This is a genomic window from Kutzneria viridogrisea DSM 43870 (assembly GCF_000525635.1).
Lineage (GTDB): Bacteria > Actinomycetota > Actinomycetes > Mycobacteriales > Pseudonocardiaceae > Kutzneria > Kutzneria viridogrisea.
In genome coordinates this window covers 1,639,529-1,664,556 of sequence record NZ_CP007155.1, presented here as the reverse complement: position 1 = coordinate 1,664,556, position 25,028 = coordinate 1,639,529, and the positions used below count along the sequence as shown (strand labels likewise).

At 67.7% G+C, this 25,028-nt stretch carries 17 protein-coding genes; 11 read left to right on the top strand and 6 right to left on the bottom strand.

The genetic code is table 11. From position 1 onward, the window contains the following. Positions 1 to 302 precede the first annotated feature (302 nt). The 5 genes from KALB_RS07455 to KALB_RS07435 all read left to right on the top strand — a co-directional run bounded on the left by KALB_RS07455 (position 303) and on the right by KALB_RS07435 (position 7,437). The gene (locus tag KALB_RS07455; RefSeq protein ID WP_025355098.1) at positions 303 to 2,429 is read left to right on the top strand and encodes a prolyl oligopeptidase family serine peptidase; all 2,127 of its coding nucleotides are present in this window, start codon (positions 303 to 305) and stop codon (positions 2,427 to 2,429) included. After that, on the top strand, positions 2,426 to 3,415 hold the full coding sequence (locus KALB_RS07450; protein WP_025355097.1) for a mechanosensitive ion channel family protein: 990 nt from the start codon (positions 2,426 to 2,428) through the stop codon (positions 3,413 to 3,415). Before KALB_RS07455 ends, KALB_RS07450 begins: the two co-directional genes overlap by 4 nt. Positions 3,416 to 3,446: 31 nt before the next feature. Beyond that, positions 3,447 to 3,830 carry a globin gene (locus KALB_RS07445; protein ID WP_025355096.1) on the top strand — a complete coding sequence of 128 codons (384 nt, stop codon included), beginning with the start codon at positions 3,447 to 3,449 and terminating at the stop codon, positions 3,828 to 3,830. A 106-nt stretch (positions 3,831 to 3,936) separates the two neighbouring features. Further along, positions 3,937 to 5,532, top strand: a complete 1,596-nt coding sequence (locus KALB_RS07440; protein ID WP_030111191.1) for a glycoside hydrolase family 13 protein — start codon at positions 3,937 to 3,939, stop codon at positions 5,530 to 5,532. A 63-nt stretch (positions 5,533 to 5,595) separates the two neighbouring features. Next, on the top strand, positions 5,596 to 7,437 hold the full coding sequence (locus KALB_RS07435) for a LamG-like jellyroll fold domain-containing protein (RefSeq protein ID WP_025355094.1): 1,842 nt from the start codon (positions 5,596 to 5,598) through the stop codon (positions 7,435 to 7,437). A gap of 6 nt (positions 7,438 to 7,443) precedes the next feature. Here KALB_RS07435 and KALB_RS07430 read toward each other — a convergent pair whose 3' ends face one another. The 6 genes from KALB_RS07430 to ssb form a co-directional block, all read right to left on the bottom strand. After that, positions 7,444 to 8,079, bottom strand: coding sequence for a DUF8010 domain-containing protein (locus KALB_RS07430; protein ID WP_025355093.1), 636 nt, complete (start codon positions 8,077 to 8,079; stop codon positions 7,444 to 7,446). After that, positions 8,072 to 8,461: an acyl-CoA thioesterase gene (locus KALB_RS07425; protein ID WP_042220286.1), complete on the bottom strand. Its 390-nt coding sequence runs from the start codon at positions 8,459 to 8,461 to the stop codon at positions 8,072 to 8,074. Before KALB_RS07425 ends, KALB_RS07430 begins: the two co-directional genes overlap by 8 nt. 184 nt (positions 8,462 to 8,645) lie before the next feature. Next, positions 8,646 to 13,607 (bottom strand): NAD-glutamate dehydrogenase, encoded by a 4,962-nt coding sequence (locus tag KALB_RS07420; protein ID WP_025355091.1) that lies wholly within the window; start codon positions 13,605 to 13,607, stop codon positions 8,646 to 8,648. 162 nt (positions 13,608 to 13,769) lie between these two features. Further along, the gene (locus tag KALB_RS45115; RefSeq protein WP_148309388.1) at positions 13,770 to 16,763 is read right to left on the bottom strand and encodes a GGDEF domain-containing protein; all 2,994 of its coding nucleotides are present in this window, start codon (positions 16,761 to 16,763) and stop codon (positions 13,770 to 13,772) included. Between the two features lie 14 nt (positions 16,764 to 16,777). Beyond that, positions 16,778 to 18,454: an energy-dependent translational throttle protein EttA gene (gene ettA, locus KALB_RS07410; protein ID WP_025355089.1), complete on the bottom strand. Its 1,677-nt coding sequence runs from the start codon at positions 18,452 to 18,454 to the stop codon at positions 16,778 to 16,780. A 294-nt stretch (positions 18,455 to 18,748) separates the two neighbouring features. Beyond that, positions 18,749 to 19,222 (bottom strand): single-stranded DNA-binding protein, encoded by a 474-nt coding sequence (gene ssb, locus KALB_RS07405; protein ID WP_051913286.1) that lies wholly within the window; start codon positions 19,220 to 19,222, stop codon positions 18,749 to 18,751. A gap of 290 nt (positions 19,223 to 19,512) precedes the next feature. Between ssb and KALB_RS46355 the strand changes: the two genes are divergently transcribed. The 6 genes from KALB_RS46355 to KALB_RS07380 all read left to right on the top strand — a co-directional run bounded on the left by KALB_RS46355 (position 19,513) and on the right by KALB_RS07380 (position 25,009). Beyond that, positions 19,513 to 20,352: a DUF222 domain-containing protein gene (locus KALB_RS46355; protein WP_148309387.1), complete on the top strand. Its 840-nt coding sequence runs from the start codon at positions 19,513 to 19,515 to the stop codon at positions 20,350 to 20,352. A gap of 62 nt (positions 20,353 to 20,414) precedes the next feature. Further along, a complete protein-coding gene (locus KALB_RS07400) occupies positions 20,415 to 21,095 on the top strand; it encodes a response regulator transcription factor (protein ID WP_025355087.1) in 681 nt (226 codons plus the stop codon). Between the two features lie 68 nt (positions 21,096 to 21,163). Further along, positions 21,164 to 22,510 carry a HAMP domain-containing sensor histidine kinase gene (locus KALB_RS45110; protein WP_148309386.1) on the top strand — a complete coding sequence of 449 codons (1,347 nt, stop codon included), beginning with the start codon at positions 21,164 to 21,166 and terminating at the stop codon, positions 22,508 to 22,510. A 75-nt stretch (positions 22,511 to 22,585) separates the two neighbouring features. After that, on the top strand, positions 22,586 to 23,200 hold the full coding sequence (locus tag KALB_RS07390; protein ID WP_025355085.1) for a TetR/AcrR family transcriptional regulator: 615 nt from the start codon (positions 22,586 to 22,588) through the stop codon (positions 23,198 to 23,200). Then, entirely contained in the window at positions 23,200 to 24,141 is a 942-nt protein-coding gene (locus tag KALB_RS07385) for a daunorubicin resistance protein DrrA family ABC transporter ATP-binding protein (protein ID WP_025355084.1), read from the top strand. Before KALB_RS07390 ends, KALB_RS07385 begins: the two co-directional genes overlap by 1 nt. Positions 24,142 to 24,157: 16 nt before the next feature. Continuing rightward, the gene (locus KALB_RS07380) at positions 24,158 to 25,009 is read left to right on the top strand and encodes an ABC transporter permease (RefSeq protein WP_025355083.1); all 852 of its coding nucleotides are present in this window, start codon (positions 24,158 to 24,160) and stop codon (positions 25,007 to 25,009) included. The last annotated feature ends 19 nt before the right edge of the window (positions 25,010 to 25,028 follow it).

The following is a 25,028-nucleotide window of genomic DNA, read 5'->3' as shown; positions in this document are numbered from 1 at the left end:
CCGCCAGCACCCGACCGCAGCCGACCGTCAGCCGCCGAACGCACCGGCCGTACGGCGCCGACAGCGTTCGGCGGCAGGCCAACCTTAGGCCGTCTCCAGGCCGTCTGACGTCGAACCGGGGCGAAACGCAACGGACGCTATCGGACGCAAACCCGCAGGTCAGAGGCCCTATACGCTGGAGGTGCCCGAAGTCCACGCTCTGCGTCATAAGAAAACCGACATGTCATGAACCCGTCGCGAAAACCCTGCTGAACCGAGCCCTAACGGCGATCGTTTTCACTTAGGTGGCTACCCTTCCGAAGATGACGAAGGCTCTCCCCGGCATCGTGACCTACCCGAAGGCACCGCGCCTCGACCTGGTCGAAGACCTGCACGGCCACCCGGTCGCCGATCCCTACCGCTGGTTGGAGGACCCCGCCGACCAGCGCACCGTGGACTGGTCCCAGGACCAGGACGCGCTGACCGGGGCCTGGCTGTCCGGGCTGCCTGGCCGCGAGCCCCTGGAGTCGCGGCTGCACGAACTGCTGCGCGCAGGTTCGGTGGGCGTGCCCGTCTGGCGGTCGGGGCGGGCCTTCTTCACCCGCCGTGCCCCCGGCGAGGAGCACCCCTCGGTGTGGCTACGCGAGGCGGACGGCAGCGAGCGCGTCCTGATCGACGTGGCCGCACTCGACGAGTCGGGCAGCACGACCCTGGACACCTGGTCGCCCAGCCGCGAGGGCACGCTGCTGGCCTACCAGGTGTCGGTCGGCGGCAACGAGCACTCCCTGCTGCACGTGCTGGACGTGGACAGCGGCGAGCTGGTCGAGGGCCCGATCGACCGCTGCCGGTACAGCCCGATCGGCTGGCTGCCCGGAGGGGCCGAGTTCTTCTACGTGCGGCAGGTCCCCGCCGACCAGGTACCCGAGGGCGAGGAGCTGTTCCACCGCCGGGTCTGGCGGCACCGGGTGGGCACCGACCCGTCCACCGACGTGGTCGTGCACGGCGAGGGCATGGACCCCACCTACTACTTCGGGGTGAGCACCTCGCAGGACGGGCGCTGGCTGGTCGTCGACGGCCGCCGGGGCACGACGCAGCGCGAGGCCGTGTGGATCTGCGACCTGCACCAGGAGACGCCGGCCATGCGCGAGGTGCTCTCGGACTCCGCGGGCGCCCGCTGTGACGCCTGGGTGGCCGCCGACGGTCGGCTGTACCTGCTCACGACCTTGGACGCGCCCCGCGGCAGGCTGTGCGTCGCCGACCCCGAGCACCCCACCCCGGAGGCGTGGACCGAGCTCGTACCGGAGGAGGACGACTCCGTCCTCAACGACGCGCACCTCCTCGGTGATGTGCACGCGCACAACGCTCGTCTGGTGCTGCTGCGCACGCGCCACGCCGTTTCCGAGCTCCACCTGCACATCCCGGAGACCGGCGCGCACGAGGGCGTTGTGCCGCTGCCCAGCACGGGCTCGGTGCACGGGCTGTCCGTGGTCGACGCGCACACCCCGTCCGGCGCCGACACGCTGTGGCTGGGCTGGACCGACTTCACCACCCCGGTCTGCGTCCGCGCGTTCCGGCTGGGCGCCGCGGAGACCACGCTGTGGGCCGCCGCCCCGGGCAGTGTGGCGGTGCCCGACGTGCACACCCAGCAGCTGGCCTACCGCTCCGCCGACGGCACCGTGGTGCGGATGTTCGTGATCTCCCGCTCCAGCCACCCCGACCAGCCCCGCCCGGTGCTGATGACCGGCTACGGCGGCTTCGCGGTCAGCCGCCGCCCCGGCTACAACAGCTCCGCCCTGGCCTGGGTGCAGGCGGGCGGTGTCTGGGTGGTCGTCTCCCTGCGCGGCGGCGGCGAGGAGGGTGAGCAGTGGCATCGCGCCGGGATGCGCGAGGCCAAGCAGAACGTCTTCGACGATTTCCACGCCGCCGCCGAGCACCTGATCCGCACCGGCTGGACCACTCCCGAGCAACTGGCGATCATGGGTGGTTCGAATGGCGGACTGCTCGTGGGCGCGGCGTTGACCCAAAGGCCGGAGCTGTACCGCGCCGTGGTGTGTTCCGCGCCACTGTTGGACATGGTGCGCTACGAGCGGTTTCTGCTGGGCAGGCTGTGGGCGGAGGAGTACGGCAGCGCCTCGGTGGCCGAGGAGTTGGCTTGGCTGCTGGCTTATTCCCCGTACCATCGCGTCTGCGAGGACGTCGAGTACCCGACAGTGCTGTTCACCGTGTTCGAGTCCGACAGCAGGGTTGATCCCAACCACGCGCGCAAGATGTGCGCCGCGTTGCAGCACGCGACCAGTGGGGATCCCACCAAGCGGCCCGTCCTGATCCGCCGGGAGACCGAGGTCGGTCACGCGGGTCGTTCGCTGTCCAGGGGTGTCCGCCTTGCCGTGGACGAACTCGGCTTCCTCGCCAACGCAGTCGGTCTGGACCTGGAGGCACTGAGCACATGAGCGGGCAGGGCAACGACGTGGTGTTAGCGGCGAACTGGTTCGCCGACAACTGGCCGTCGTTGGTCACCGGTGCGATTCAGATCGTGGTCATCCTCGCGGTGGCCCTGGCGGTGCGTGCGCTCGTCCACCGGGCGATCGACAAGCTGACCAAGGGCACCGGCGAGATCCCGCCGCTGCTGCGCCCGCTGCGTGAGCGGGCACCGCAGGCGGTGGGCGTGCAGCGGTCCGAGCGCCGCAGGCAGCGGGCCATGACCATCGGCTCGATGCTCAAGTCGGTGACCACCCTGCTGGTCTACGGCGTCGCCTTCATCACCGCGATGCAGGTGCTCGGCCTGCCGCTGACCCCGATCATCGCCTCGGTGTCGGTGGTGGGCGTCGCGGTCGGCTTCGGCGCGCAGAGCCTGGTCCGCGACTTCCTGTCCGGCATCTTCATGATGCTGGAGGACCAGTACGGGGTCGGCGACGTGATCGACGTCGGGCAGGCCACCGGCACCGTGGAGTCGGTGGGGCTGCGCGTGACGACCCTGCGCGACGTCAACGGCACCGTCTGGTACGTCCGCAACGGCGAGGTGGCCCGCGTGGGCAACTCCAGCCAGGGCTTCGCGGTGGCCGTGGTGGACGTGCCGCTGGGCCACCACGGCAGCCTGGACCAGGCGCTGGACGTGCTCGGCGAGGTCGCGGAGAAGGCCGTCGCCCAGGAGCCGCTGTCCGAGGACGTGCTGGAGGCCCCTCAGGTGCTCGGCGTGGAGAAGGTCACCCCGGAGAGCATCACGCTGCGGCTGACGGTGAAGGTCCGGCCCGGCAGACAGTGGGCCACCCAGCGCACACTGCGGGCGCGGGTCATGGCGGCGTTCGTGGCGGCCGGGATCGAGCCCCCGGTGGTGCGCCACCAGAGCCTGGGCGAGCCCGAGCCGCCCAAGCCGCAGCCCGCGCGGGCCAGCAAGTCCGGTGGAGAGGACTCCAAGAACGTCGACCTCGGGTTCTGACCTGGACCGCGAGGATGCGAGGATTGGGCACGTGGTGACGCCGCAGAGTTTCTACGAGGCCGTCGGCGGCGAGCAGACCTTCCGCCGCATCGTCGCGCGCTTCTACGAGGAAGTCGCCAAGGACGAGATCCTCCGCCCGATGTACCCCGAGGAGGACCTCGGGCCCGCGGAGGAGCGGCTGCTGCTGTTCCTGATGCAGTACTGGGGCGGCCCGCACACCTACTCGGAGCAGCGCGGGCACCCACGCCTGCGGATGCGGCACTCCCCGTTCCAGATCGGCCCCCTGGCGCGCGACGCCTGGCTGCGCTGCATGCGCGTGGCCGTGGACGAGGCCGGTCTGGCCGAGCCCGCGCGGCAGCAACTGTGGGAGTACCTGGAGATGGCCGCCAACAGCATGGTCAACAGCTGGGTGTGAAGATCGGCTCGGTGAGAACCATCACTGCACGGTTGAGCACTGTTTTCCCGCTGGCGTAACCCATATGGGGACAACCGCTCCCTGACGAGTGGCAGGATGACTCTTCGTGCGACGATCCGCTGACCTTCCCACGGAGATCGCCGAGAAGTCGGCCTGGTGGCGTGATGCCGTGTTCTACCAGGTGTACGTCCGGTCCTTCGCCGACTCCGACGCCGACGGCGTCGGTGACCTGGAGGGGATCCGGGCCCGGCTGGGCTACCTGGAGCTGCTGGGTGTGCAGGCGCTGTGGCTGACCCCGTTCTACCGCTCCCCCATGGCCGACCACGGCTACGACGTGGCCGACCCCAGGGACGTGGACCCGCTGTTCGGCGACCTGGCCGCGTTCGACCGGCTGGTCGCGGACGCGCACAGCCGGGGCATCCGGATCACGATCGACCTGGTGCCCAACCACTCCAGCGACCAGCACGAGTGGTTCCAGGCCGCGCTGCGCACCACCCCGGGCAGCCCTGAGCGGGAGCGGTACCACTTCCGCGAGGGCCGGGGCAACGACGGCTCCGCCCCGCCCAACAACTGGACCAGCATCTTCGGCGGCCCGGCGTGGACCAGGCTGCCCGACGGGCAGTGGTACCTGCACCTGTTCGCCCCGGAGCAGCCCGACCTGAACTGGGCCAACCCCGAGGTGCGCGCCGACCTGGAGCGCACGCTGCGGTTCTGGCTGGACCGCGGGGTGGACGGGTTCCGCATCGACGTGGCGCACGGCATGTCCAAGCCCTACGGCCTGCCGGACATGGACCCGCGTGCGGGCCAGGGCGCCGGGGTGCTGCACGACAACGTGCTCGACCCCCGGTTCGACGACGAGGGTGTGCACGAGATCCACCGCATGATCCGCAAGGTGCTCGACGAGTACCCGAACGCGATGGCCGTCGGCGAGATCTGGGTCAAGGAGAACGAGCGGTTCACCCGCTACCTGCGCGCCGACGAGCTGCACCTGGGCTTCAACTTCCGCCTGGTGGAGGCCGAGTTCGACGCCGACTCGGTGCGGCAGGCGATCGAGTCCTCGCTGGCGGCGGTGACCTACGTCGACTCGCCGCCCACCTGGACACTGTCCAACCACGACGTGGTACGGCACGCCACCCGCTACGGCGAGGGCGAGACGGGGCGTCGGCGGGCGCGGGCCATGGCGCTGGTGGAACTGGCGCTGCCCGGCGTGGTGTACCTGTACAACGGCGAGGAACTCGGGCTGCCCAACGTGGAGCTGCCGGACTGGGCGCTGCAGGACCCGATCTGGACGCGGTCCGGGCACGCCGAGCGCGGCCGGGACGGCTGCCGGGTGCCGATCCCGTGGGAGTCCGATCGGCCGCCGTTCGGCTTCTCCTCGGGCGAGGCGACCTGGCTGCCGATGCCGCACGAGTGGGCCGGGCTGACGGTCGAGGCGCAGCTGGAGGACCCCGAGTCGATGCTCTCGCTCTACCGGCACGCCGTGGAGCTGCGCAAGACGCACGAGGCGTTCGCCGGTGAGGACCTGGAGTGGTACGGCGCACCGCCCGGCTGCTTCGCGTTCCGCCGCAAGGGCGGGGGCCTGATCTGCGCGCTGAACACCGGCGGCGCCCCGGTGCCGCTGCCGCCCGGCGAGGTGCTGCTGTCCAGCGGTCCGATGGCCGGGGACCACCTGCCCCCGGACACCGCGGTCTGGCTGGTCTGACCGACAGCAAAGGTTTACCGCGCGTTCCGGGACCATTGGCACCGGCCAAGTAGCTTGCGCGCCATGAGCGATGCGAGCCGGAGAACGTTCCTGCGCGGTGCTGGCCTGCTCGGCGCCGGGGTCGCCGCGACGAGCGCCCTCGGCGCGACCGCGGCCCCGGCGGGCGCGAGCCCGCTGAGCTGGCAGCCCGACCCGGACGATCCCAGGTTCACCGTGGTGGTCATGCCCGACACCCAATACCTGTTCGACGCCGACCGGGGCGACTCGGCACCGCTGGACGCCTCGCTGCGGTACGTGCTGGGTGGCAGCGAGGACAACATCGTGTTCCTGTGCCACCTCGGCGACCTCACCGAGCACGGCCAGCCCGGTGAGATCGAGCAGATCGGCCAGTCCTTCCGGGCACTCGACAGGCAGCGCGCCGCGTACAGCGTGCTCGCGGGCAACCACGACGTGAACTCTTCGACCGACGACCAGCGCGGCACCACCCCGTACCTGGCGACGTTCGGTCCGCAGCGGTTCCGCACCTCACCGACCTTCCGCGGTGCCAGCAAGGACGGCTACAACAGCTACCACGTGTTCTGCGCCGCCGGACAGGACTGGCTCGTGCTGGCGATGGACTGGCGCCCGTCCGCGGCCGGGTTCGCCTGGGCTCGGGACGTGCTCGGCAAGCACCCGCGCACCCCGGTCATCCTCACCACGCACGAACTCGCCTACGCCGATGACGCCGGCCAGGCGACCGTGTCGGAGTTCGGCAGGCGCCTGTGGGACGAACTGATCAACGATCACGACCAGATCTTCCTGACGCTCAACGGGCACTACTGGCCGCCTGGCCGCACCGTGTTGCGCAACAGGGCGGGCAACGAGGTGCACGTGCACATCGCCAACTACCAGGACCGCTACTACGGTGGCAGCGCGATGATCCGGCTCTACCGGTTCGACCTCGCCCGTAACGTGATCGACGTGCGCACCGTGTCACCCTGGCTGCTCGAACGCGCCTCGGACCGGCTCAACGAACTGAACCGGTTGGAGATCGAGTTGAGCGGTCCGGTCAACTACTTCACCGTGCCGATCGACTTCACGCGGCGGTTCAGCGGGTTCGCCCCGAAGCCCGCGCCCCAACCGCGCCCGGCCCGCGAACTGCTCGTCCCCGGCACGGTGGCGTACTGGCGCTTCGACACCGGACGACCGGAGGGCACGCCGCTGGCCGACACGGACACCGTGCGCGACCTCACCGGCCGCGGCAACGACCTCACCCGGGTGACGCTGCCGGGCAGCGACGAGTCCGCGCTGGTGTGGTCGGGCGAGTTCCACCAAGGTCAGCCCGCCCATGCGAGCCTGCGCTTCACCGGCTCGAAGAACCCCGGCCGCGGCGCGTACCTGCGGACCGTCGCCAGCGCACCGCTCAACGCCGCCACCTTCGACCGCGGCTACACCATCGAGGCGTTCGTCAAGCTGCCCGCGGACTTCAAGGACGGGCAGCACGCATGGTGTGGCGTGTTCTCCCGGCTGGGAAGCGGTGCCGACGCGGGCAAGACCGGTGACGACCCCAAGGAGCCCGCGGCGACCCTGGCGATCTCCGACGGCGCGGGCTTCCAGTGGGCGGTCTTCCCGCTGAACCAGAACGCGATCTCGACCAACTGGGGACACGAACTGCCGCTGGACAAGTGGTGGCACGTGGCGCTGGTCAACGACGGCAGGCACACCACGATGTACGTGGACGGCTGCCCTGTGCTGCGCAACCCGAAGACCCCTGCCGCGGGCATCGCCGCGCCACGTACCGGTGGTCGTTGGCTACTCGGGGCGTACGACTACGACCGCACCGTCGACCAGGGCTTCCACGGCTGGATCGGCGACGTGCGCGTGGTCGAGCGCCCACTGCGGGTCGCCGAGTTCATGCTGCGCTGAGCCGCCTCACACCAGCAGCGGCAACAGGGCGTGCCTGCGGCGCACCACCGCGCCGAACTTCGCGTCGATGCGCAGCCACGAGTCGGTCGCGGTCACCCGGACGATGCCCGTGGTGTCCGCGCCGCCTAGGAAGCCCATGCCGGACAGCGCGAACAGGCAGCGCAGCGGGACCTTCACGTCGAATCCGCTGCCGCTGACCGTGAGCACGGTCTGGTCCATCAGCGAGGCGGGCGGCGTCCCGTGCGGCCCGGTGTTCTCCTTGGCCAGGGCGACACCGCGATCGGCCAGTTCGGTGACGACCTCGACCGGCAGGTCGTCGACCTGACTCCAGCCCTCCACCGGGGGCAGCGCGGTGCGCCAGAGCAGGTCCTTGGGCGCACCGGGGTCGACCCGGTCACCGCGCAGGATCGCCAACCCGGACAACAGTTCGCTGCCCGCCACGGCCACGTCGGTGGGCGTGACGCTGCCCGCGACCGTCCTGGTCGCCAGCACGTCGAACGGCGTGGACACCCAGGCGTCGACCGTGTCGGCGTCCCTGGCCCGCAGCCGCACCACGCCCTGGTTGTCCAACCGCACCGCCCGCGCGACGAAGGCACCGAGGTCGTCCCGCTCGGACGGGTCGGCGAACACCAGCTCAGCCACGACTTCCTCCGGAATGCCAGCCGGCCAGGAAGTCCCGCTCGGCCTCGCTCAACCGACGCGGCCTACCCTGCTCCACGTCGTAGGGCGCCATCAACGTCTCCGCCGTGACCGCGACGTCGGAGCAACCTGCTTTGCCCCTGTGCACGGAGTAGTCGAGCACGAAGGAGGAGACGCGCAGCTCACGCACCGAGATCTCGATGTCGATCTCGTTGCCGTCGAACACCAGCGGCGCGCGGTAGTGCACCGCCAGCTTGACCACGACCATGCCACGCGTCATGTCCTCGATGCCCTGCCGCGCGGCCTCGGTGAACACCATGGCCACCCGCGCTTCCTCCAGCAGGGTCACCGTGTTCGCGTGGTTGACGTGCCCGTAGGCATCCATATCAGACCACCGCGGCCGCACCTGCGCGACAAAGACACCCAACGACAACGCCTCCCCGGCACTGTGCCCGACAGCAGCCGATGATCCTACCCAGCGGTTCCGGTGCCGCTGCCGCCCCTCATGGTGCTGGGGGCACCACAGGCGAGTTGCCTGTGGTGCCCCCAGCACCAGTTCACCGCTGTGCTCAACGGATCATGCTGCGCACCTGACGCGCGGCCACCGACAGCGTGGCCAGGTCGAGCTTGCCGACCCGGCTGATCTCCTGCAGCGCGGCACGGGCCCTGGCCAGGCGAGAGGCGTTGGACTCCTCCCACTTGGCGATCTTCTCCTCGGCACTGTCGCCGGGGTCGCTGTTGCGCAGCACGTCGAGCGTGATCGACCGCAGCGAGGAGTACAGGTCGTCGCGCAACGCCAACCTGGCCAGCGCGTGCCACCTGTTGCCGCGCTCCAGCGCGCTCACCGAGCTGAGCATCTGGTCGATGTCCAGGTGCTCGGACAGGGCGTAGTACAGCTCGCCGGCCTCCTGGTGGCTGCGCTCCACGCCCAGCCCCTCACGCTCGGCCAGCTCGGCGACCTCGCTGACGTCGAGGAAGCCGTAGGTGTAGAGCAGCGCCGCGATGCGCTCAGCCAGCTCGACCGGCGCGCCGTCAGCGACCAGCCGCTGCGCGTGCTCGACGACCTGCTCACGCTCCCGCCCGCGCAGCAGAGTGAGCGCCTGCGGAGCGAGCTCGCCGACCACCCGCGAGAAGCGGCTGATCTCCGCGCCGACCGCCAGCGGCTGCGGCCGGTTGGACAGCAGCCAGCGCGAAGCGCGGTCCAGCAGCCTGCGGGTCTCCAGCATCATGGCGTCCTGCAGCTCCGTGGACACCACGTTGTCCAGCGCGTCGATCTCCTGCCACAGCTTGGGCAGGCCGAACACGTTGGTCACCACGGCGTAGGCGCGCACCGCGTCGGTGGAGCTGGCGCCCACCTCCTCGGCGAGCCGGAAGGCGTAGGAGATACCACCGCCGTCCACCACCTCGTTGACCAGCAGCGTGGTGGTGATCTGCTTGCGCAGCGGGTGCGAGGAGATCGCGTCGCCGAAGCGCTCACGCAGCTTGGTCGGGAAGTACTCCGGCAACCGCCTGGCGAACGCCTCGGAGTCGGGCAGGCTGCTGGCCAGCACCTCGTCCTTGATCGCCAGCTTCACATGCGCGAGCAACGTGGCCAGCTCCGGCGAGGTCAGGCCCTGACCGGACTTCTCCAGCTCCTTGAACTGAGCGATCGTCGGCAGCGACTCCAGCCTGCGGTCCAGGCCGTGGTTGGCCGCCAGGTCGGCGACCAGCCGGGCGTGCACCGAGAGCATCGGCGCCGCGTGCGCCCGGCTCACGCCGAGCACCGAGTTCTGCCAGTAGTTGTCGCGCAGCACCAGCTCGCCGACCTCGTCGGTCATCTCGGCGAGCAGTTCGTTGCGCTGTTCCCGCTCCAGCTTGCCCTCGGTGACCAGGTGGTCGAGCAGGATCTTGATGTTGACCTCGTGGTCGGAGCAGTCCACCCCGGCCGAGTTGTCCAGCGCGTCGGTGTTGACCTTGCCGCCCTTGCGGGCGAACTCGATGCGACCGCGCTGGGTCAGGCCCAGGTTGCCGCCCTCACCGACGACCTTCACCCGCAGGTCGCCGCCGTCCACCCGGACCGCGTCGTTGGCCTTGTCGCCGACCTCGGCGTGCGATTCGGCCGCGGACTTCACGTAGGTGCCGATGCCGCCGTTCCACAGCAGGTCGACCGGCGCGAGCAGGATCGCCTTGATCAGGTCCGTCGGCGCCAGGTGCACCACGTCCTCGCCAAGGCCGAGCGCCGCCCTGGCCTGCGGGGTCAGCGGGATCGACTTGGCGGTGCGCGGCCACACGCCACCGCCCTCGCTGATCAGGTTGCGGTCGTAGTCGTCCCAGGAGGAGCGCGGCAACTCGAACAGTCGCTTGCGCTCAGCGAAGGAGGACGCCGCGACCGGCACCGGGTCGATGAACACGTGCCGGTGGTCGAACGCGGCGACCAGCCGGATGTGCTCGGAGAGCAGCATGCCGTTGCCGAACACGTCCCCTGACATGTCGCCGACACCGACCGTGGTGAACTCCTGCGTCTGGGTGTCCACGCCCAGCTCGCGGAAGGCGCGCTTGACGCTCTCCCACGCGCCCTTCGCGGTGATGCCCATCTGCTTGTGGTCGTAGCCCACCGAGCCGCCGGAGGCGAAGGCGTCACCGAGCCAGAAGCCGTACTTGCCCGCGACCTCGTTGGCGATGTCGGAGAAGGTCGCGGTTCCCTTGTCGGCGGCGACCACGAGGTAGGTGTCGTCACCGTCGAACCGGACCACCTGCGGAGCGGGCACGACCTGGCCCGCGTCCAGGTTGTCGGTCAGGTCGAGCAGGCCGGAGATGAACATCCGGTAGCAGGCCACGCCCTCGGCCAGGAAGGCCTCGCGGTCCATGCCCGGATCGCCCTTGGGAGCCGGCGGCCGCTTGAGCACGAACCCGCCCTTGGCGCCGACCGGCACGATCACCGCGTTCTTCACCGCCTGCGCCTTGACCAGGCCGAGGATCTCCGTGCGGAAGTCCTCACGCCGGTCGGACCAGCGCAAGCCGCCTCGGGCGACCGGCCCGAACCGCAGGTGGACCCCTTCGAACCGGGTCGAGTAGACGAAGATCTCGAAGCGCGGCCGGGGATCGGGCAGGTCCGGAACGGCCCTCGGGTCGAGCTTGAACGCCAGGTACGGGCGAACCGCGTCCTGCGCGTCGCGGACGAAGTAGTTCGTGCGCAGCGTCGCGGTGATCAGCGCCAGCAGGCTGCGCAGGATGCGGTCGGCGTCGAGGCTGGTGACCTCGTCGATCATCGCCGTGATCTCGGCCGTGATCGACTCGGTGACCGCGCCCCGGCTGTCCTCGGACAGGGCCGGGTCGAACCGGGACTCGAACAGCTTCACCAGGGCTGCGGCCACACCGGTGTGCCGCAGCACCGCGTCCTCGATGTAGTCCTGGCTGTACGGCGTGCCGGCCTGGCGCAGGTACTTGGCGTACGCGCGCAGTACCGATGCCTGACGCCAGCTCAGCCCTGCGCGCAGCACCAGGGCGTTGAAGCTGTCGACCTCGGCCTCGTCCTTCCAGGCCGCCGCGAAGGCGTCCTGGAACAGGATGCGAACCGTGTTCAGGTCCGCGGTGGCCAGTCGCTCCAGCGCGGCTGCCTCGATGCGCAGCCCGAAGTCGAAGATCCAGCACTGGGTGCCGTCCTCGCGCTGGATCTCGTAGGGCCGCTCGTCGACGACCTCCACGCCCATGCGCTGCAGCACCGGCAGCACCGCGGACAGCGTTACCCGCTCGCCGGCCAGGTAGAGCTTGAACCGCCGCTCCCCGGGCTCGGCGTCGACCGGCATGTAGAAGGACATGTCCAGGTCGCCCTCGGCCAGCGACTGGATCCGGCGCAGGTCGGCCAGGCCCTCGGCCGCGGTGAAGTCTTCCTTGTAGCTTTCCGGGAAAGCTGTCGCGAAGCGCTGCCCTTGTTCGGTGGCCGACTCCGCGCCCAGCGGGCTCTGCACCGTGTTCTCGTCGATGTGCTCGGCCAGGATCGCCTCGGCCATGAGGTCGTCCCAGCTGCGCACCGCCTCACCGAGACGGGCCTGGATGTGCGCCGCGTTCGGCTCGACGAGCTCGCTGGGCTCGGTGTGCACCACGAAGTGCACACGTGCGAGCGGGCTCTCCCCCACCAGCGCGCTGTACTCCAGGTTCTTGCCACGGAGCTCGTCGAGCAGCACCTCCTGCATGGCCAGCCGGGAGGTCGTCGTGTAGCGGTCCCTGGGCAGATAGACCAGGCAGGAGAAGAAACGACCGTACGGGTCGCGACGCAGGAACAGGCGCAGCCTCCGCCGCTCAGCCAGCGCCAGCACACCCGTCGCGGTGTCGTACAGGGTGTCGGTGTCCGCCGAGAACAGCTCGCTGCGCGGGTAGTTCTGGATGACCTCCAGAATCCGCTGGCCGGAGTAGGACTCCAGCGGGAAGCCCGCGCGGTGGATGACGTCGCGGACCCGGCGGCTGATGACCGGGATGTCCAGCACGTCCTCGTGCAGGGCGGAGGTGGTGAAGACCCCCAGGAAGCGGTGCTCACCGGAGACCTTGCCCTGTGGGTCGAAGGTCTTCACGCCGACGTAGTACGGGTACATCGAGCGGTGCACTGCGGACGGCGCACTGGCCTGGGTCAGCACCAGCAACTCCGGTGCGAGGGCGTGCGCCGCGGTGTCCGGCCCCGCGGTGAGGCTGCGGGCGGCGAGGCTGTCCTGCCTCAGCACGCCCAGCCCTGAGGCCAGCACCGCGCGCAGCGCGGGCTCGTCGCCACCGGCGGGGTCGTCGACCAGCTCGTACTGCCGGTATCCGATGAAGGTGAAGTGGCCTTCAGCCAGCCAGCGCAGCAGGCTCGCACCGTCGGCGACCTCGTCGGCCGACAGCTGCGGCGGGTTCTGGGTGAGTTCCTCGGCGAGCTGGCGCGCGGTACCCGCCATCTTGTCGGTGTCCTCGACGACCTCCCGGACGTCGCTGACCACGGAGACGAGGCGGTTCTCCAGCTCGCGACCGCGCTCGGCGTCGGTGATGAGGTCGACCTCGACGTGCATCCAGGACTCGGCCAGCGAGTCCTTCGGCGGTGCCGCGGGGTCCGCGTCCGGCAGCACCTCGTGCAGTGCACCGGCCACGTCCCTGCGCACCACGACGATCGGGTGCACCACGCGGTGGACCTGGATGCCGCTGCGGATCAGCGCCGACGTGATCGAGTCGACCAGGTAGGGCATGTCGTCGGTGACGATCTGCACGACCGTGACCGGGCAGCTCCACCCGTCCTGGGCACGGCTGGGGTTGATGATGCGGACGACGGGACGCCCAGGAACGCGGCTCTCGGCGAGCTGATAGGTCGACCGGACCGCTCCGACCAGGTCGCTGGGATCGTCATCGATGACTTCCTCAGCGGGGACGTAGCGGTAGTAGAGGGAGATCAGTTCGGCGAGTTCGGGTGCGGCGTCGATCGCTGCCGCGATCAGTTCGTCACGTACCTGTTCGGGACTGTCCAGCCGGTCTTCGCGGCTTCCACCGGTATCGGCGTCGGCAGGGCGGGACGGGGCTCCAGTCGAGGTCATGTCAGGCGACTCCACGCTATCCGGCGCCTCGGTGCGCCGGGACCACCGTTCACCCTAGTTGGGGACGAATGCCGGTACCGCAAGGGGTTGCAGGCTGAATCGAACGTGTGACGACTGCCACCACGGGACACGCGTGGTTACTGACCGGTCGGTTTGTCGGCCTCACCGGTCGGGCGGAGTCCAGGTCCACTCCGACCAGTCACGCTCGGGCTCCCGCCGTCGCTTCGGAGCACTGTCGTGATCATCAGCGAAGGCAGGCGCGGACCAGCTGTCGAGTGCCGAGGAGTCCGGTCGAGCAGGCGAGGCGGCACCGTTGTGACCGGAGAAGACCCAATCGGACAGCATTGGCGGCTCAGCGGAACCGTTTTGCGCGCCAGGCTCTTCCTCACGCTTGGCGCGCCTGCCTGTCGACACGGGCTGCCAGTCGTAACTGTCCGATTGAACCTGTTGGCGAGGTTGCTCCGCCTGAGCCCGGCGTAGCTGTTCCTGACGTCGGGCTTCCTCTCGGGCCTGCTCCTTCTTCTCCTCTTCGTGCTGCGTGGACTCGAAGGCGACGAGTGCCTCCGCCAGCAGGTCGGCCAGTTCGGACCGGGATCGCCGACCACTGGATGAGGGTTCTTCACGTTGTTCGGCAGCAGGCTCAACCCCAGGTGCCGATACCTCAGGTTCCGGTCGCCATTCAGGTTCCAAGTCATAGGTCGGACTCGCAGGCGGGACGGCCCCCAGAGCGCTGGTGTCAAAGAGCACCGTGGCTGCCTCGGAGCTGCCCCAGTCCGGCAAGACCGGCCCAGGGGACTCGCCGGACGGAAGCGTGACCGGTTGCGGCGAGAGTTCGGGAGCCGAAGGCTCCGGGGTGGTCGGCCAGGAATCAGTGACCGCCTGTGCCGCAGGTTCTGCTTCGGGCACCCGAAGTGCATCAGGCTCCGTCACCCAGGAGGAGGGCGGCACAGTCGACTTGCTGGCCGTCGGTGCCTGCAGTTTCCACTGGACTTCGTCGCCGGCGACCTCAGGGCTGTCGGTGTCGCTCTTGCGCCTGCGACCTGAACTCGACTGATTCCTCGTCGGGACTTCGCTTTCGGCACTTGTGGGCGGCTCAGACGGCTCCGGAGCCCTTCGTCGCCCACCGGTTCCACTGGCCGCTGCGAGTAGTTCAGCGAGCGACGCAAGACTGGGCCGATTCGGATCATCCGTCGCGTGCCTCGACGAAGGTTCAGCAGCGGCTACCCGATCCTCAGCCCGCCTTCGCCCTCCCGTGTGCTGAGGCGCAGGTGCGTCAACTGCCGGAGCGGGCTGCTCGGGCTGCTCGCCAACTGTCCTGAAGAATGCCGCCAGACCATTCTGCGCCGACGGCCTGCTCCGCTCGCCTGACGTCGTGTCGTCGGAGAACATACCGGTGGTGGCTTCAGCCTTCGCCACGATCTGGTCGGGCTGGCCAGCCGAGTCCGTGCCCCGTCCTCGCCACCGATCAGCAGCCTGCGCCCATGCAGCGGACAACCCAGCCGCAGGTTCTTCGGGAGTACGAGCCCTCCTGCGGGGCAACTCCGCACCTTCCACATCAGAAGGAGATCCCGCGACATCGGGCGGAGTCTTGCCCACGCCGAGCTCAGTCCTTGCCTCAGACAAGGCTCGGTCGGCATCAGTGAGCAATGCTTCCCCACCGCTGCCCTGCCGGTATTCGGCGACAGCTGTTCGCACAGTCACCGGCAGATCAGGCGTGACCTCGGAGCGGAACTCGTCAGCCCACCGTTGGGCCTGGTCCCTGGTGGTGTGCGGAAGCAGAACGGCGAGTTCGTCACCGCTGACCCGTCCCACGGCCGCCTTGTCCGGAGCCGTGTTCTTGACCTTGTCAGCGACCTGGCGCAGGACCTGTTCATCCAGTTTGCCGGAGCCCGACATCGCTGCCGGATCGACATCAAGCAGGACGAGCGTCAAAGCGTGGTCCACGTACCCGCCGTTGACCACCGCGTCGAGTTGTCTCCTGAACCCACGCCGATTGAGCAACCCAGTCAGGTCATCCCTGTCAGGCGGCCGCTGCCCGCGTCTGACGGGCGTGCGCACGATCGATGAGAGCTGCTCTTTCAGGCCGGTGGGCTCGCGGTGAGCGGTGGAGAACTCCTCCGCCAGCTTGGCGCGAACCGAGTAAAGGGCCCGCGACCTGCGGCGTTCCGCCGCGTGGGCGCTGCGCAGGCAGGCCAGCGCATCAGACAGCCGCCCAGCGAGTTCGTGGACGTGGGCCAGGGCGAGTTTACTTTCCGAGAGGAGAGCGTCCAGCTGATGCCGTTCGGCGCTGTCCGCGACATCGCACAACAGGTCGTTGGCGATCTCCGAGCGGCCGGCAGGTAGATGAACCCTTGTCGCGAGCGCAAGCTTGAGCCAGCCAATCGCAGCGGCTGCAGGTGCGCGAACAGGCTGGTCCACAACGGGAGCCGCGGCGTCGATCGCCTCTGCGACCTGTTCGGAGTCCATGAGCCCGCAAACCAACTCCAGGACCAGCCTGCCAACGACGTATCCGGAGTCAGCAGCATTGTCCGTCAGTTGCGAGAGGAGACCAAGCCCGTCCCGGGCGGACTCCACCGCGGCCTTGAGATCGCCCCATCGCCGGTGCTGACGCGCGGCCGACGCGCGCAGCAAGGCTCGTGAGAGCAGCTTGGTGTCCGTATCGAGCTGCGTGTCTTCCGTGTAGAGCCGATCAGCTTCGTCCAGCGCTTCGGTGAGTTCCTTGCTTCGCCCGATGACTACCAGGCAGTCACTCAGCCCAACCAGCGCGGCTGCACGGATCTCCGCTGCCGCGCCCCCGGCTTGCAGGACTGGCTTGAGCACTCCGAAGCCGGTGAGTGGCACACCCGCAGCGCGAGCGCTCGCCGCAAGCTCGATCCGCAGTCGCCAACACAACTCGTCGTCGCCTGCTGACTCGGCCGCCTTGAGCGCCGCAACGGCACGCTCTGCCGCTTGCACTCCGCGGTCAAGGCGGTTGAGGGCGAACACCGCCAGGGCTTCCGCCCTCAACCGCTCTGGCTCGTCCCTACGACCTGCGGCAAGCGCGGCGGCCCGTTCACTGAGCACCAGACTCAGTTCCGGGGCACGCCAACGCAGATGCCAGGCGGGCTCGTTGAGCGTTCCCACCTCTGCATCAATGCGTGCTTCGCCTTCGGCCACGATGGAGTGCCGCCTCAGTCCCTGGTGAGCTTCCGGTGTGTGACACGGTGCGGCCGCGCGGCGTCCGCACCAAGTCGGTCGATCTTGTTCTTCTCGTACCCCTCGAAGTTGCCCTCGAACCAGAACCACCGAGCCGGGTCCTCGTCCGTGCCCTCCCAGGCAAGGATGTGGGTTGCGACGCGGTCGAGGAACCACCGATCGTGGGAGATCACGACCGCGCACCCGGGGAACTGTTCGAGGGCGTTCTCCAGCGAGCTCAGCGTCTCCACGTCGAGGTCGTTGGTCGGCTCGTCGAGCAGGATCAGGTTGCCGCCCAGCTTGAGCGTCAGTGCGAGGTTCAACCGGTTGCGCTCGCCGCCGGAAAGCACACCCGAGGGCTTCTGCTGATCAGCCCCCTTGAACCCGAACGCGCTGACATACGCCCTGGATGGCATCTCGGTCTGGCCGACGTGGATGTAGTCCAGACCTTCGGAGACCACCTCCCAGACCGTCTTCTTGGGGTCAATGCCCCCCCGGTTCTGGTCGACGTAGGACAGCTTGACCGTCTCGCCGATCTTGACGTTGCCCTCGTCCGGCTGCTCAAGGCCGACGATCGTCTTGAACAGCGTCGTCTTGCCGACACCGTTCGGGCCGATCACACCGACGATGCCGTTGCGCGGAAGGTCGAATGACAGGCCATTGATGAGGACCCGCTCACCGAACCCCTTGCGCAGGCGGTCGACCTCGACCACCACGTTGCCCAGACGCGGGCCCGGCGGGATCTGGATCTCCTCGAAGTCGAGCTTGCGAGTCTTCTCCGCCTCGATCGCCATCTCCTCGTAGCGCTGCAGACGGGCCTTGGACTTGGCCTGGCGGGCCTTGGCGCCGGAGCGGACCCAATCGAGTTCGTCCTTGAGGCGCTTCTGCAGCTTGGCGTCCTTCTTGCCCTGGACTGCGAGCCGCTCGGCCTTCTTCTCGAGGTAAGTGGAGTAGTTCCCCTCGTACCCGATCACCCTGCCGCGATCGACCTCCATGATCCACTGAGCGACGTTGTCGAGGAAGTAGCGATCGTGTGTGACGGCGAGCACGGCGCCGGCGTACTGCGCGAGGTGCTGCTCCAGCCACAGGACGCTCTCGGCATCAAGGTGGTTGGTGGGCTCGTCCAGCAGCAAGAGGTCAGGCTTGCTCAACAGCAGCTTGCACAGTGCGACACGTCGACGCTCTCCACCGGAGAGTTTGGTGACATCAGCATCGGGGGGCGGGCAGCGCAGGGCATCCATCGCCTGCTCCAGTTGCGAATCCAGGTCCCACGCGTCCGCGTGATCGAGCTCCTCCTGGAGCTTGCCCATCTCCTCCATGAGCTCGTCGGAGTAGTCGGTGGCGAGCTTCTCCGCGATCTCGTTGAACCGGTGGAGCTTGACCATGACCTCGCCAACACCCTCCTCGACGTTGCCGAGGACGGTCTTCTCCTCGTTGAGGGGGGGCTCCTGCTGCAGGATGCCGACCGAGTAGCCCGGGCTGAGGAACGCCTCGCCGTTGCTCGGCTGGTCAAGGCCAGCCATGATCTTGAGCACAGTGGACTTGCCAGCGCCGTTGGGGCCGACAACACCGATCTTGGCGCCGGGGAGGAACGCGGTCGTGACGTCGTCGAGGATGACCTTGTCCCCGTGCGTCTTGCGCGCCTTTTTCATGGTGTAGATGAACTCGGCCATGGCCGCGATCGTAGAGCCGCACGAGTCGGACGAGTACCTCGGTAGCCATGAACGAGGTTCTTGACGCTCCGTAGTTGACTCGAACGAGGATGCCCCCTCGGCTTGTGTACCGCCGTTCGGACGCACCCGACCAGCGGTTACCTACCTCTGGCCACCTACGCGGACCCTACCGGCGAGCACAGCCACCGCTGGCGCCAACTCCCCAAGCGACCCTTGACCGTCGCCATCAGAACCAGCAGGCACCTCGAGGCGGCGGGGCGGTGCGCTCCGCCCAACGCACCGCACCGCCACTCGTCAACCGGCAACCGCAGACAGCACGTCTTCGGTCTGAGCCGCCCGCTCGCCCTCAACGAGTTCGAATCGCACCGGCTTGGCCTCCTCGCCCGATTCAGAGGTGGGCCTTCGGTTCACCCGAGCTGTGCACTTCGCGAGATTCGGCCCCACGGCCGATGCATCCAGCCGGAGCTGCGTGCGTTCCTCGCCGTTGACCTGGTAGCGCTCCTGGTAGACCCGTCCGGTCACGACAACCGGGTCCCCCTTCTTCAATGACTCGAGAACTCCGACTGCGAGCTTCCTCCAGCACGTCACCTGGAAGTAGATCCGCTCCCCATCCACCCACTGGGCCGTGTCCTTGACATACCTCCTCTCAGTGGAGATCACACCGAAGTTCACTACTTTCACACCCTCCATCGTCGTGCGCTCGACCAGATCCCGAGTGACGTTACCGACAACTGTAATCACAGTTTCAAACATTTCAGCGCCCTTCACGAGGCAAAGCCAATGGAACGTCTTTCACCACAAACTGCTACCAACAAGTACAGCCTGACACCACCAGCACCTGCCCGGAAGCACCTAGACGCAGCCTGTGGACAACCGGACCACCTGTGGACAGGCACCCAGATAACGATCTTGCGACACGCGAACTGTCAGGGGTGTGTGGTAATGCAAAAAATCAACGGCAACCCGATTGGGTGATAACAGGCCCTTGTCGAAGCAACCCCTTGCCAGAACAACCGACCGAACCTAGCGTCAGTGTCAAACCGACAACCGGGGGAGAAATGAAGGACGAAGAAGTTACTCGCACGGCGAGAGAAATCCTTGAGCACGTCGTGCGCGCCACGGAGACCCTGGAGGCCACGGAGAAGGCCGCAGTACTGACCGTGCTGAGCAACAGTCTGAAAGCCGAACTGTGCGATGCTGTTGGCGCCGTCGAGGAGAAACGTCAGTACCTACATGTCGGCTGCACAAGCACCGCAGAGTTCCTCAAAGCCGCATGTCACTACTCAGGCCGCGAAGCATCAGCGTTGGTCTCATGCGCGACCCTGTTCAGGGAGCACCTGCCCCGGACCCGAGTGGCGCTCCGCGAAGGGCGCATCGGCTGGTCCCACGCGACCACCATGGTCAGAACAGTCAAACGGCTCGGCATCGGCCCAGTCGCCGAGGCGGAGCCCATCTGGATCGACTCGATCGCAACCGATCAGCGCCCAGAGGCACTTCAACGCGTCGCCCGGGCCCGTGTGGTCGAGGCCGAAGCGAGCTCGCAGGGAAGTATCAGCACAGCCATAGAAAGATCGTCCAGGAAACAGGCCGCACTGACTCCGCTCACGCGCCCAACGGCGCCGACGTCACCGCGACCGCAGATCGACACGCCCTCTTCGACGCAGATTTTCCTCTGCACCACCCGTCACTGCATTCGATCGGGATGCACAAGCGCACCGAGCATGTGGAAGTTCGAGGTCGGAGTTCGTTGGCGAGACGGACAGGTTGAGCAGTTGAGCTGTCACGTGCTGGCGTGTGACCACCACGGCGAGAACGTCGTCGCACTCACGAGCGCGATCAAGGGGCACAGCGGCAGAGTTAGGCTCACCAGGTTGGCTGGGATGGATGAGGCAGCCTGACGGCACTGTGAGGTTGCTGGGAGAAGCCGGAGTCGAGGTTCGTGATCAGCGAGGATGGGGCGATGCGTGTCCTGGTCGTAGATGACGAACCAGCTGTCCGCGAGTCGATCAGCCGTAGCCTCCGCTTTGAGGGCTACCGCGTCGAACTGGCCGCCGACGGGGTGGCGGCGCTGCGATCACTGGCAGCCGAGCCTGCGGACGCCGTTGTGCTGGACGTGATGATGCCAAGCATGGATGGTTTGGAGACCTGCCGTCGACTGAGGGCATCGGGCGACCGCGTCCCGGTGCTGATGCTCACAGCAAGACGGGCGGTCGGCGACCGGGTCGCGGGGCTTGACGCTGGTGCCGATGACTACCTGGCAAAGCCGTTCGCCCTCGAAGAGCTACTAGCGCGTCTCCGGGCACTGCTGCGGCGCTCTGACAACAACATCAACGAAAAGCTCAGGTTTGGCGACCTCGAGTTGGACATGTCGACCCGGTCGGTCTCTCGATCCGGTCGCCTGATCGAACTCACTCGCACTGAGTTCGACCTTCTGGAGCTTCTACTCAGACATCCGCGACGCGTCTTGTCCAGGTCGGTGCTGTTCACCGAGGTCTGGGGCTACGACTTCGGCACCGGATCGAACAGCTTGGACGTGTACATCGGCTACCTGCGCCGCAAGTTGGAGACGAACGGGGAGGCCAGACTCGTGCACACAGTGCGCGGCGTCGGGTACGTCCTGAAGGAATCGGAGAGCACTTGAAGCTAAGACGCCCGTCACTACGCCGCAGACTGGGAATTGTCTCTGCAGCAGCGGTTGCAGTTGCGGTGGTGGGCGTGTCGCTGGCCGCCTGGCTGCTGCTTCGCGACCAGTTGAGTGACGTCGTCAACGAGCGCCTCAACCGGCAGGTCGGATTCGCCATCAAGATCGACTCAGCGGGCATGCAGGTACCCGCTCCAGATGGCGGACCCGACACCCCGCTGTACCAAACCGTCTTCGCCGACGGCTCGTGGTTGGCGCCCACAGGTCAGGCCGCGATCCCTGTGTCGGCCACTGACCGCGAGGTGGCACGTCGCGAAAGGTACGAGTCCACCGAGGACGTCAAGATCAATTCAACTTCGTACAGAGTCCTGACACGCTGGATCCACACGAAGCAGACCGGCCCCAACGGGCGCGCCGTCCAGATTGCAATAGACCTGAGCGAAATGAACAACACTCTCGGCCGCTTCGGACTGATCCTGGCGTTGACCGGCTCAGTCGGCATCATCGCCGCGGGTGTTCTTGGCTACCTGCTTACACGCGCAGGATTGCGACCAGTGGACCGCGTGATTGCAGCAGCTGAGCACGTCGCCAGCACTCAAGACCTACGTGCCGCAGTTCCCGTGGAGTCGAACGACCCCGACGAAGTGACACGGGTGGCTGACAGCATGAACTCGATGCTGTCAGCCTTGGATGCGTCACGCGAGGCCCAGCGACGGTTGGTCGAGGACGCTAGCCACGAGTTGGCAACCCCCCTGACAAGTCTCCGCACAAATGTCGACTTGATGCTGCGAGCGGAAAACCACCCAAGCCGCAGATTGGCCCCAGAGGATCGGCAGCGACTGCTAATAGATGTGCAGGCCCAGATGCGCGAACTGGACCATCTGATCGACGAAGTGGTCGAACTGGCGAGAGACCCACGCAGCGATGAGGAGACAACCCCACTGGACCTCGCTGCGGTGGTACGGTCGGCGGTGGCCAGAGCGCGAACACGAACGCCACAGGTTGAGTTCCAGATCGACGCAGAATCGGTCGAGATCAGTGGTCGCACTGGAGCACTTGAGCGCGCCGTGCTGAACCTGCTGGACAACGCGGCAAAGTGGGGACCGGCGGACGCACCCGTGGATGTGAGCGTGCGGCGGCAGGCAAGTGGCGCGGTGGTCTGCGTGGCTGACCGCGGACCTGGTGTACCCACCGCGGATCTACAGCGGGTCTTCGAGAGGTTTCACAGAGCCCCCGAGGCGCGGTCGATGCCAGGTTCAGGACTAGGACTGGCGATCGTGAGACAGGTGGTGCTGGCGCACGGTGGCCGGGCGTGGTTGACACCTCGTGACGGCGGCGGGACACAGGCTTGGATCGAGTTGCCCAGCCCGGGCAGGGGCACAGCTAGACTGAGTGAGTGTGGACTCACTCATTGACATGAGTGAGCGCTCACTCATAAACTCTCCGGCATGCCAGCGGACTCAAGCACGCGACGGCGCCGAGCCCCGGCGATGAGCACGGAAGAGCGTCGCGAGACGATAGCGGTGGCCGCTCTGCCGTTGCTCGCAGAGCACGGCACTGACGTCACCACGAGCCAGATCGCCAAGGCCGCAGGCATAGCGGAAGGCACGGTGTTCCGGGTCTTCAAGGACAAGCAAGAACTGTTGGACTTCTGCGTGCTCCGCGCATTCCAGACGCACGAGACGCTGGAGTTGATCGACAGCCTGCCGGATTCGACACCGCTGGTGGAGCGACTGGTGCAAGCAGTCGGCGCACTGGCGGAGGCAGCGGGGCGTGCGGGGGCACTGATGCACGCGTTGGGTGCGACGGGGTATCGGCCGGACGAGTCCCGGTTGAGGAAGTCGGCGAGCAAGGAACACGAACACCCGATCAACGAGGAGTTCAAGAAAGCGACCACAGCCTTGGCGAAGCTCCTTGGTTCGGGGTCCGAGGTACTGCGAGTGCCGGCCGAGCAGGCGGCAGGTTACCTGCTGGGACTGACGTTCGTCGGTCAGATGCAGGCCAAGAGGTCGGGCGGCCCAGCTCCAGAAGTAGCAGAACTCGTCGACCTGTTCCTTCACGGCGCGGTCGGCGCAACGACGAATCAGGGGGGAAAGGACAGGTAATGACCGATCTGATGATCGAAGCGACCGAGGTGACCAAGTCCTTCGGCACCGTGAAGGCACTGGACGGCGTGAGCATCCAGGTGCCGAAGGGAACGGTGCTGGGCCTGTTGGGGCACAACGGAGCAGGCAAGACGACGTTGGTGAACATCCTCACCACGCTGATGTCCCCGACGAGCGGTCACGCGACAGTGGCTGGCCTGGACGTGATGCGGCACGGGGACCAGGTCCGCAGCAGGATCGGACTGACCGGCCAGTTCGCCGCGGTCGACGAGAACCTGAGCGGCGTGGACAACCTGGTGCTGATCGCCCGCCTGCTGGGGGCGAGCAGGAAGCAGGCAAAGGACCGGGCGGGCGAGCTGCTGGCGACGTTCGACCTGAGCGAGGCGGCGACCCGGCTGGCCAAGACCTACTCCGGCGGCATGCGGCGCAGGCTGGACCTGGCGGCAAGCCTGGTGGGCAGGCCAGACGTGATCTTCCTGGACGAGCCGACCACTGGGCTCGACCCGCTCAGCAGGATTGGCCTGTGGGAGATCGTCGAGGGGCTGGTCGGCGACGGCACGACCGTGCTGCTGACGACGCAGTACCTGGAGGAGGCCGATCGCCTCGCCGACTCGATCACCGTTCTGTCCAAGGGCAGGGTGGTGGCCGCGGGGACGGCGGCACAGCTCAAGGCGGAGGTCGGGCAGCGCACCGTGAGCGTGGTGCTGGCGAATCCGGACGACGCGGTGACGGCACTCGACGCGCTGTCCAGGGCGGGGCTGCACCCGATGCACGACAGGTCGCGCAACTCGATCGCCTCACCGGTGGCCAAGTCGACCGACCTGGCCACTGTGGTCCGAGCACTGGACGAGGCAGGGGTGGAGGTCGGCGAACTGGCGCTGTCCGAGCCGACCCTGGACGACGTCTACCTGGCAGTCAACAGCGAAGCGCCCGCCGCCTGACCTTGAGGAAGCAACGATGACAACGACCATCTCGACCGCACCCGCGGTCGACCAGGACAAACCGGGGCGTCCGAGCGGCTGGCACGGCAGCAGCTTCGTGACCCAGGTGTGGGTGTTGACGGCGCGTTCGATGAACGCGTTCTGGCGAGACCCGAGAATGCTGTTCTTCAGCCTGTTGCAGCCGCTGGTGATGCTGCTGCTGTTCAGCCAGGTCTTCGGCGGGCTCAGCAAGCTGGGCGGCCTGGACCAGTACGGCGACTACATCAACTACCTGTTGCCGTCCACATTGGTCACCACCACCATGACGGCGGCGATGAGTTCGGGTGTCGGTCTGCTCACCGAGATGTCCAACGGCGTGATCGCCAGGTTCCGCTCGATGCCGATCAGCCTCTTCTCGGTGCTGCTGGCGCGCAGCCTCTCCGACATCGTGCGGATGGGCATCCAGCTGCTGGTGATGCTGGTGGCGGCCGCTCTCCTGTTCGGGTTCCGGCCCGCCGGTGGAGTGATGGGGGTCGTCGGAGCGCTGGCGGTGTCGCTGGTGGTGGGCTGGGGCCTGAGCTGGCTGTTCCTGGCGATCGCCACCTGGGTGAAGAAGCCGGAGACCATGCAGGCGGTGGCGTTCCTGACGATGTTCCCGCTGATGTTCGCGTCGAGCGCCTACATGCCGCCGTCCACCATGCCGAGCTGGGTCCAGGCCGTGGCCACCGTGAACCCGCTCAGCTACGCGGTCTACGCCTCGCGTGGGCTGGCGACGACGATCTGGGAGTCGCCGGCGGTGCAGACGCTGACCGCCTCGCTGGCGATCTCGCTGGTGATCGCGGCGGTCGGTGGCTGGATCGCGACGAGGAACTTCCGCCGCACCACCTGATCAGTACGGGGCACGACAA

What these genes read in the sequence shown, in the direction of transcription:
- KALB_RS07455 (WP_025355098.1), top strand. Translation starts at nt 303, where the DNA reads ATGACGAAGGCTCTCCCCGGCATCGTGACCTACCCGAAGGCACCGCGC.
- KALB_RS07450 (WP_025355097.1), top strand. Translation starts at nt 2,426, where the DNA reads ATGAGCGGGCAGGGCAACGACGTGGTGTTAGCGGCGAACTGGTTCGCC.
- KALB_RS07435 (WP_025355094.1), top strand. Translation starts at nt 5,596, where the DNA reads ATGAGCGATGCGAGCCGGAGAACGTTCCTGCGCGGTGCTGGCCTGCTC.
- KALB_RS07425 (WP_042220286.1), bottom strand. Translation starts at nt 8,461, where the DNA reads ATGGATGCCTACGGGCACGTCAACCACGCGAACACGGTGACCCTGCTG.
- KALB_RS07420 (WP_025355091.1), bottom strand. Translation starts at nt 13,607, where the DNA reads ATGACCTCGACTGGAGCCCCGTCCCGCCCTGCCGACGCCGATACCGGT.
- ettA (WP_025355089.1), bottom strand. Translation starts at nt 18,454, where the DNA reads ATGGCCGAGTTCATCTACACCATGAAAAAGGCGCGCAAGACGCACGGG.
- KALB_RS46355 (WP_148309387.1), top strand. Translation starts at nt 19,513, where the DNA reads ATGAAGGACGAAGAAGTTACTCGCACGGCGAGAGAAATCCTTGAGCAC.
- KALB_RS07400 (WP_025355087.1), top strand. Translation starts at nt 20,415, where the DNA reads ATGCGTGTCCTGGTCGTAGATGACGAACCAGCTGTCCGCGAGTCGATC.
- KALB_RS07390 (WP_025355085.1), top strand. Translation starts at nt 22,586, where the DNA reads ATGAGCACGGAAGAGCGTCGCGAGACGATAGCGGTGGCCGCTCTGCCG.
- KALB_RS07385 (WP_025355084.1), top strand. Translation starts at nt 23,200, where the DNA reads ATGACCGATCTGATGATCGAAGCGACCGAGGTGACCAAGTCCTTCGGC.
- KALB_RS07380 (WP_025355083.1), top strand. Translation starts at nt 24,158, where the DNA reads ATGACAACGACCATCTCGACCGCACCCGCGGTCGACCAGGACAAACCG.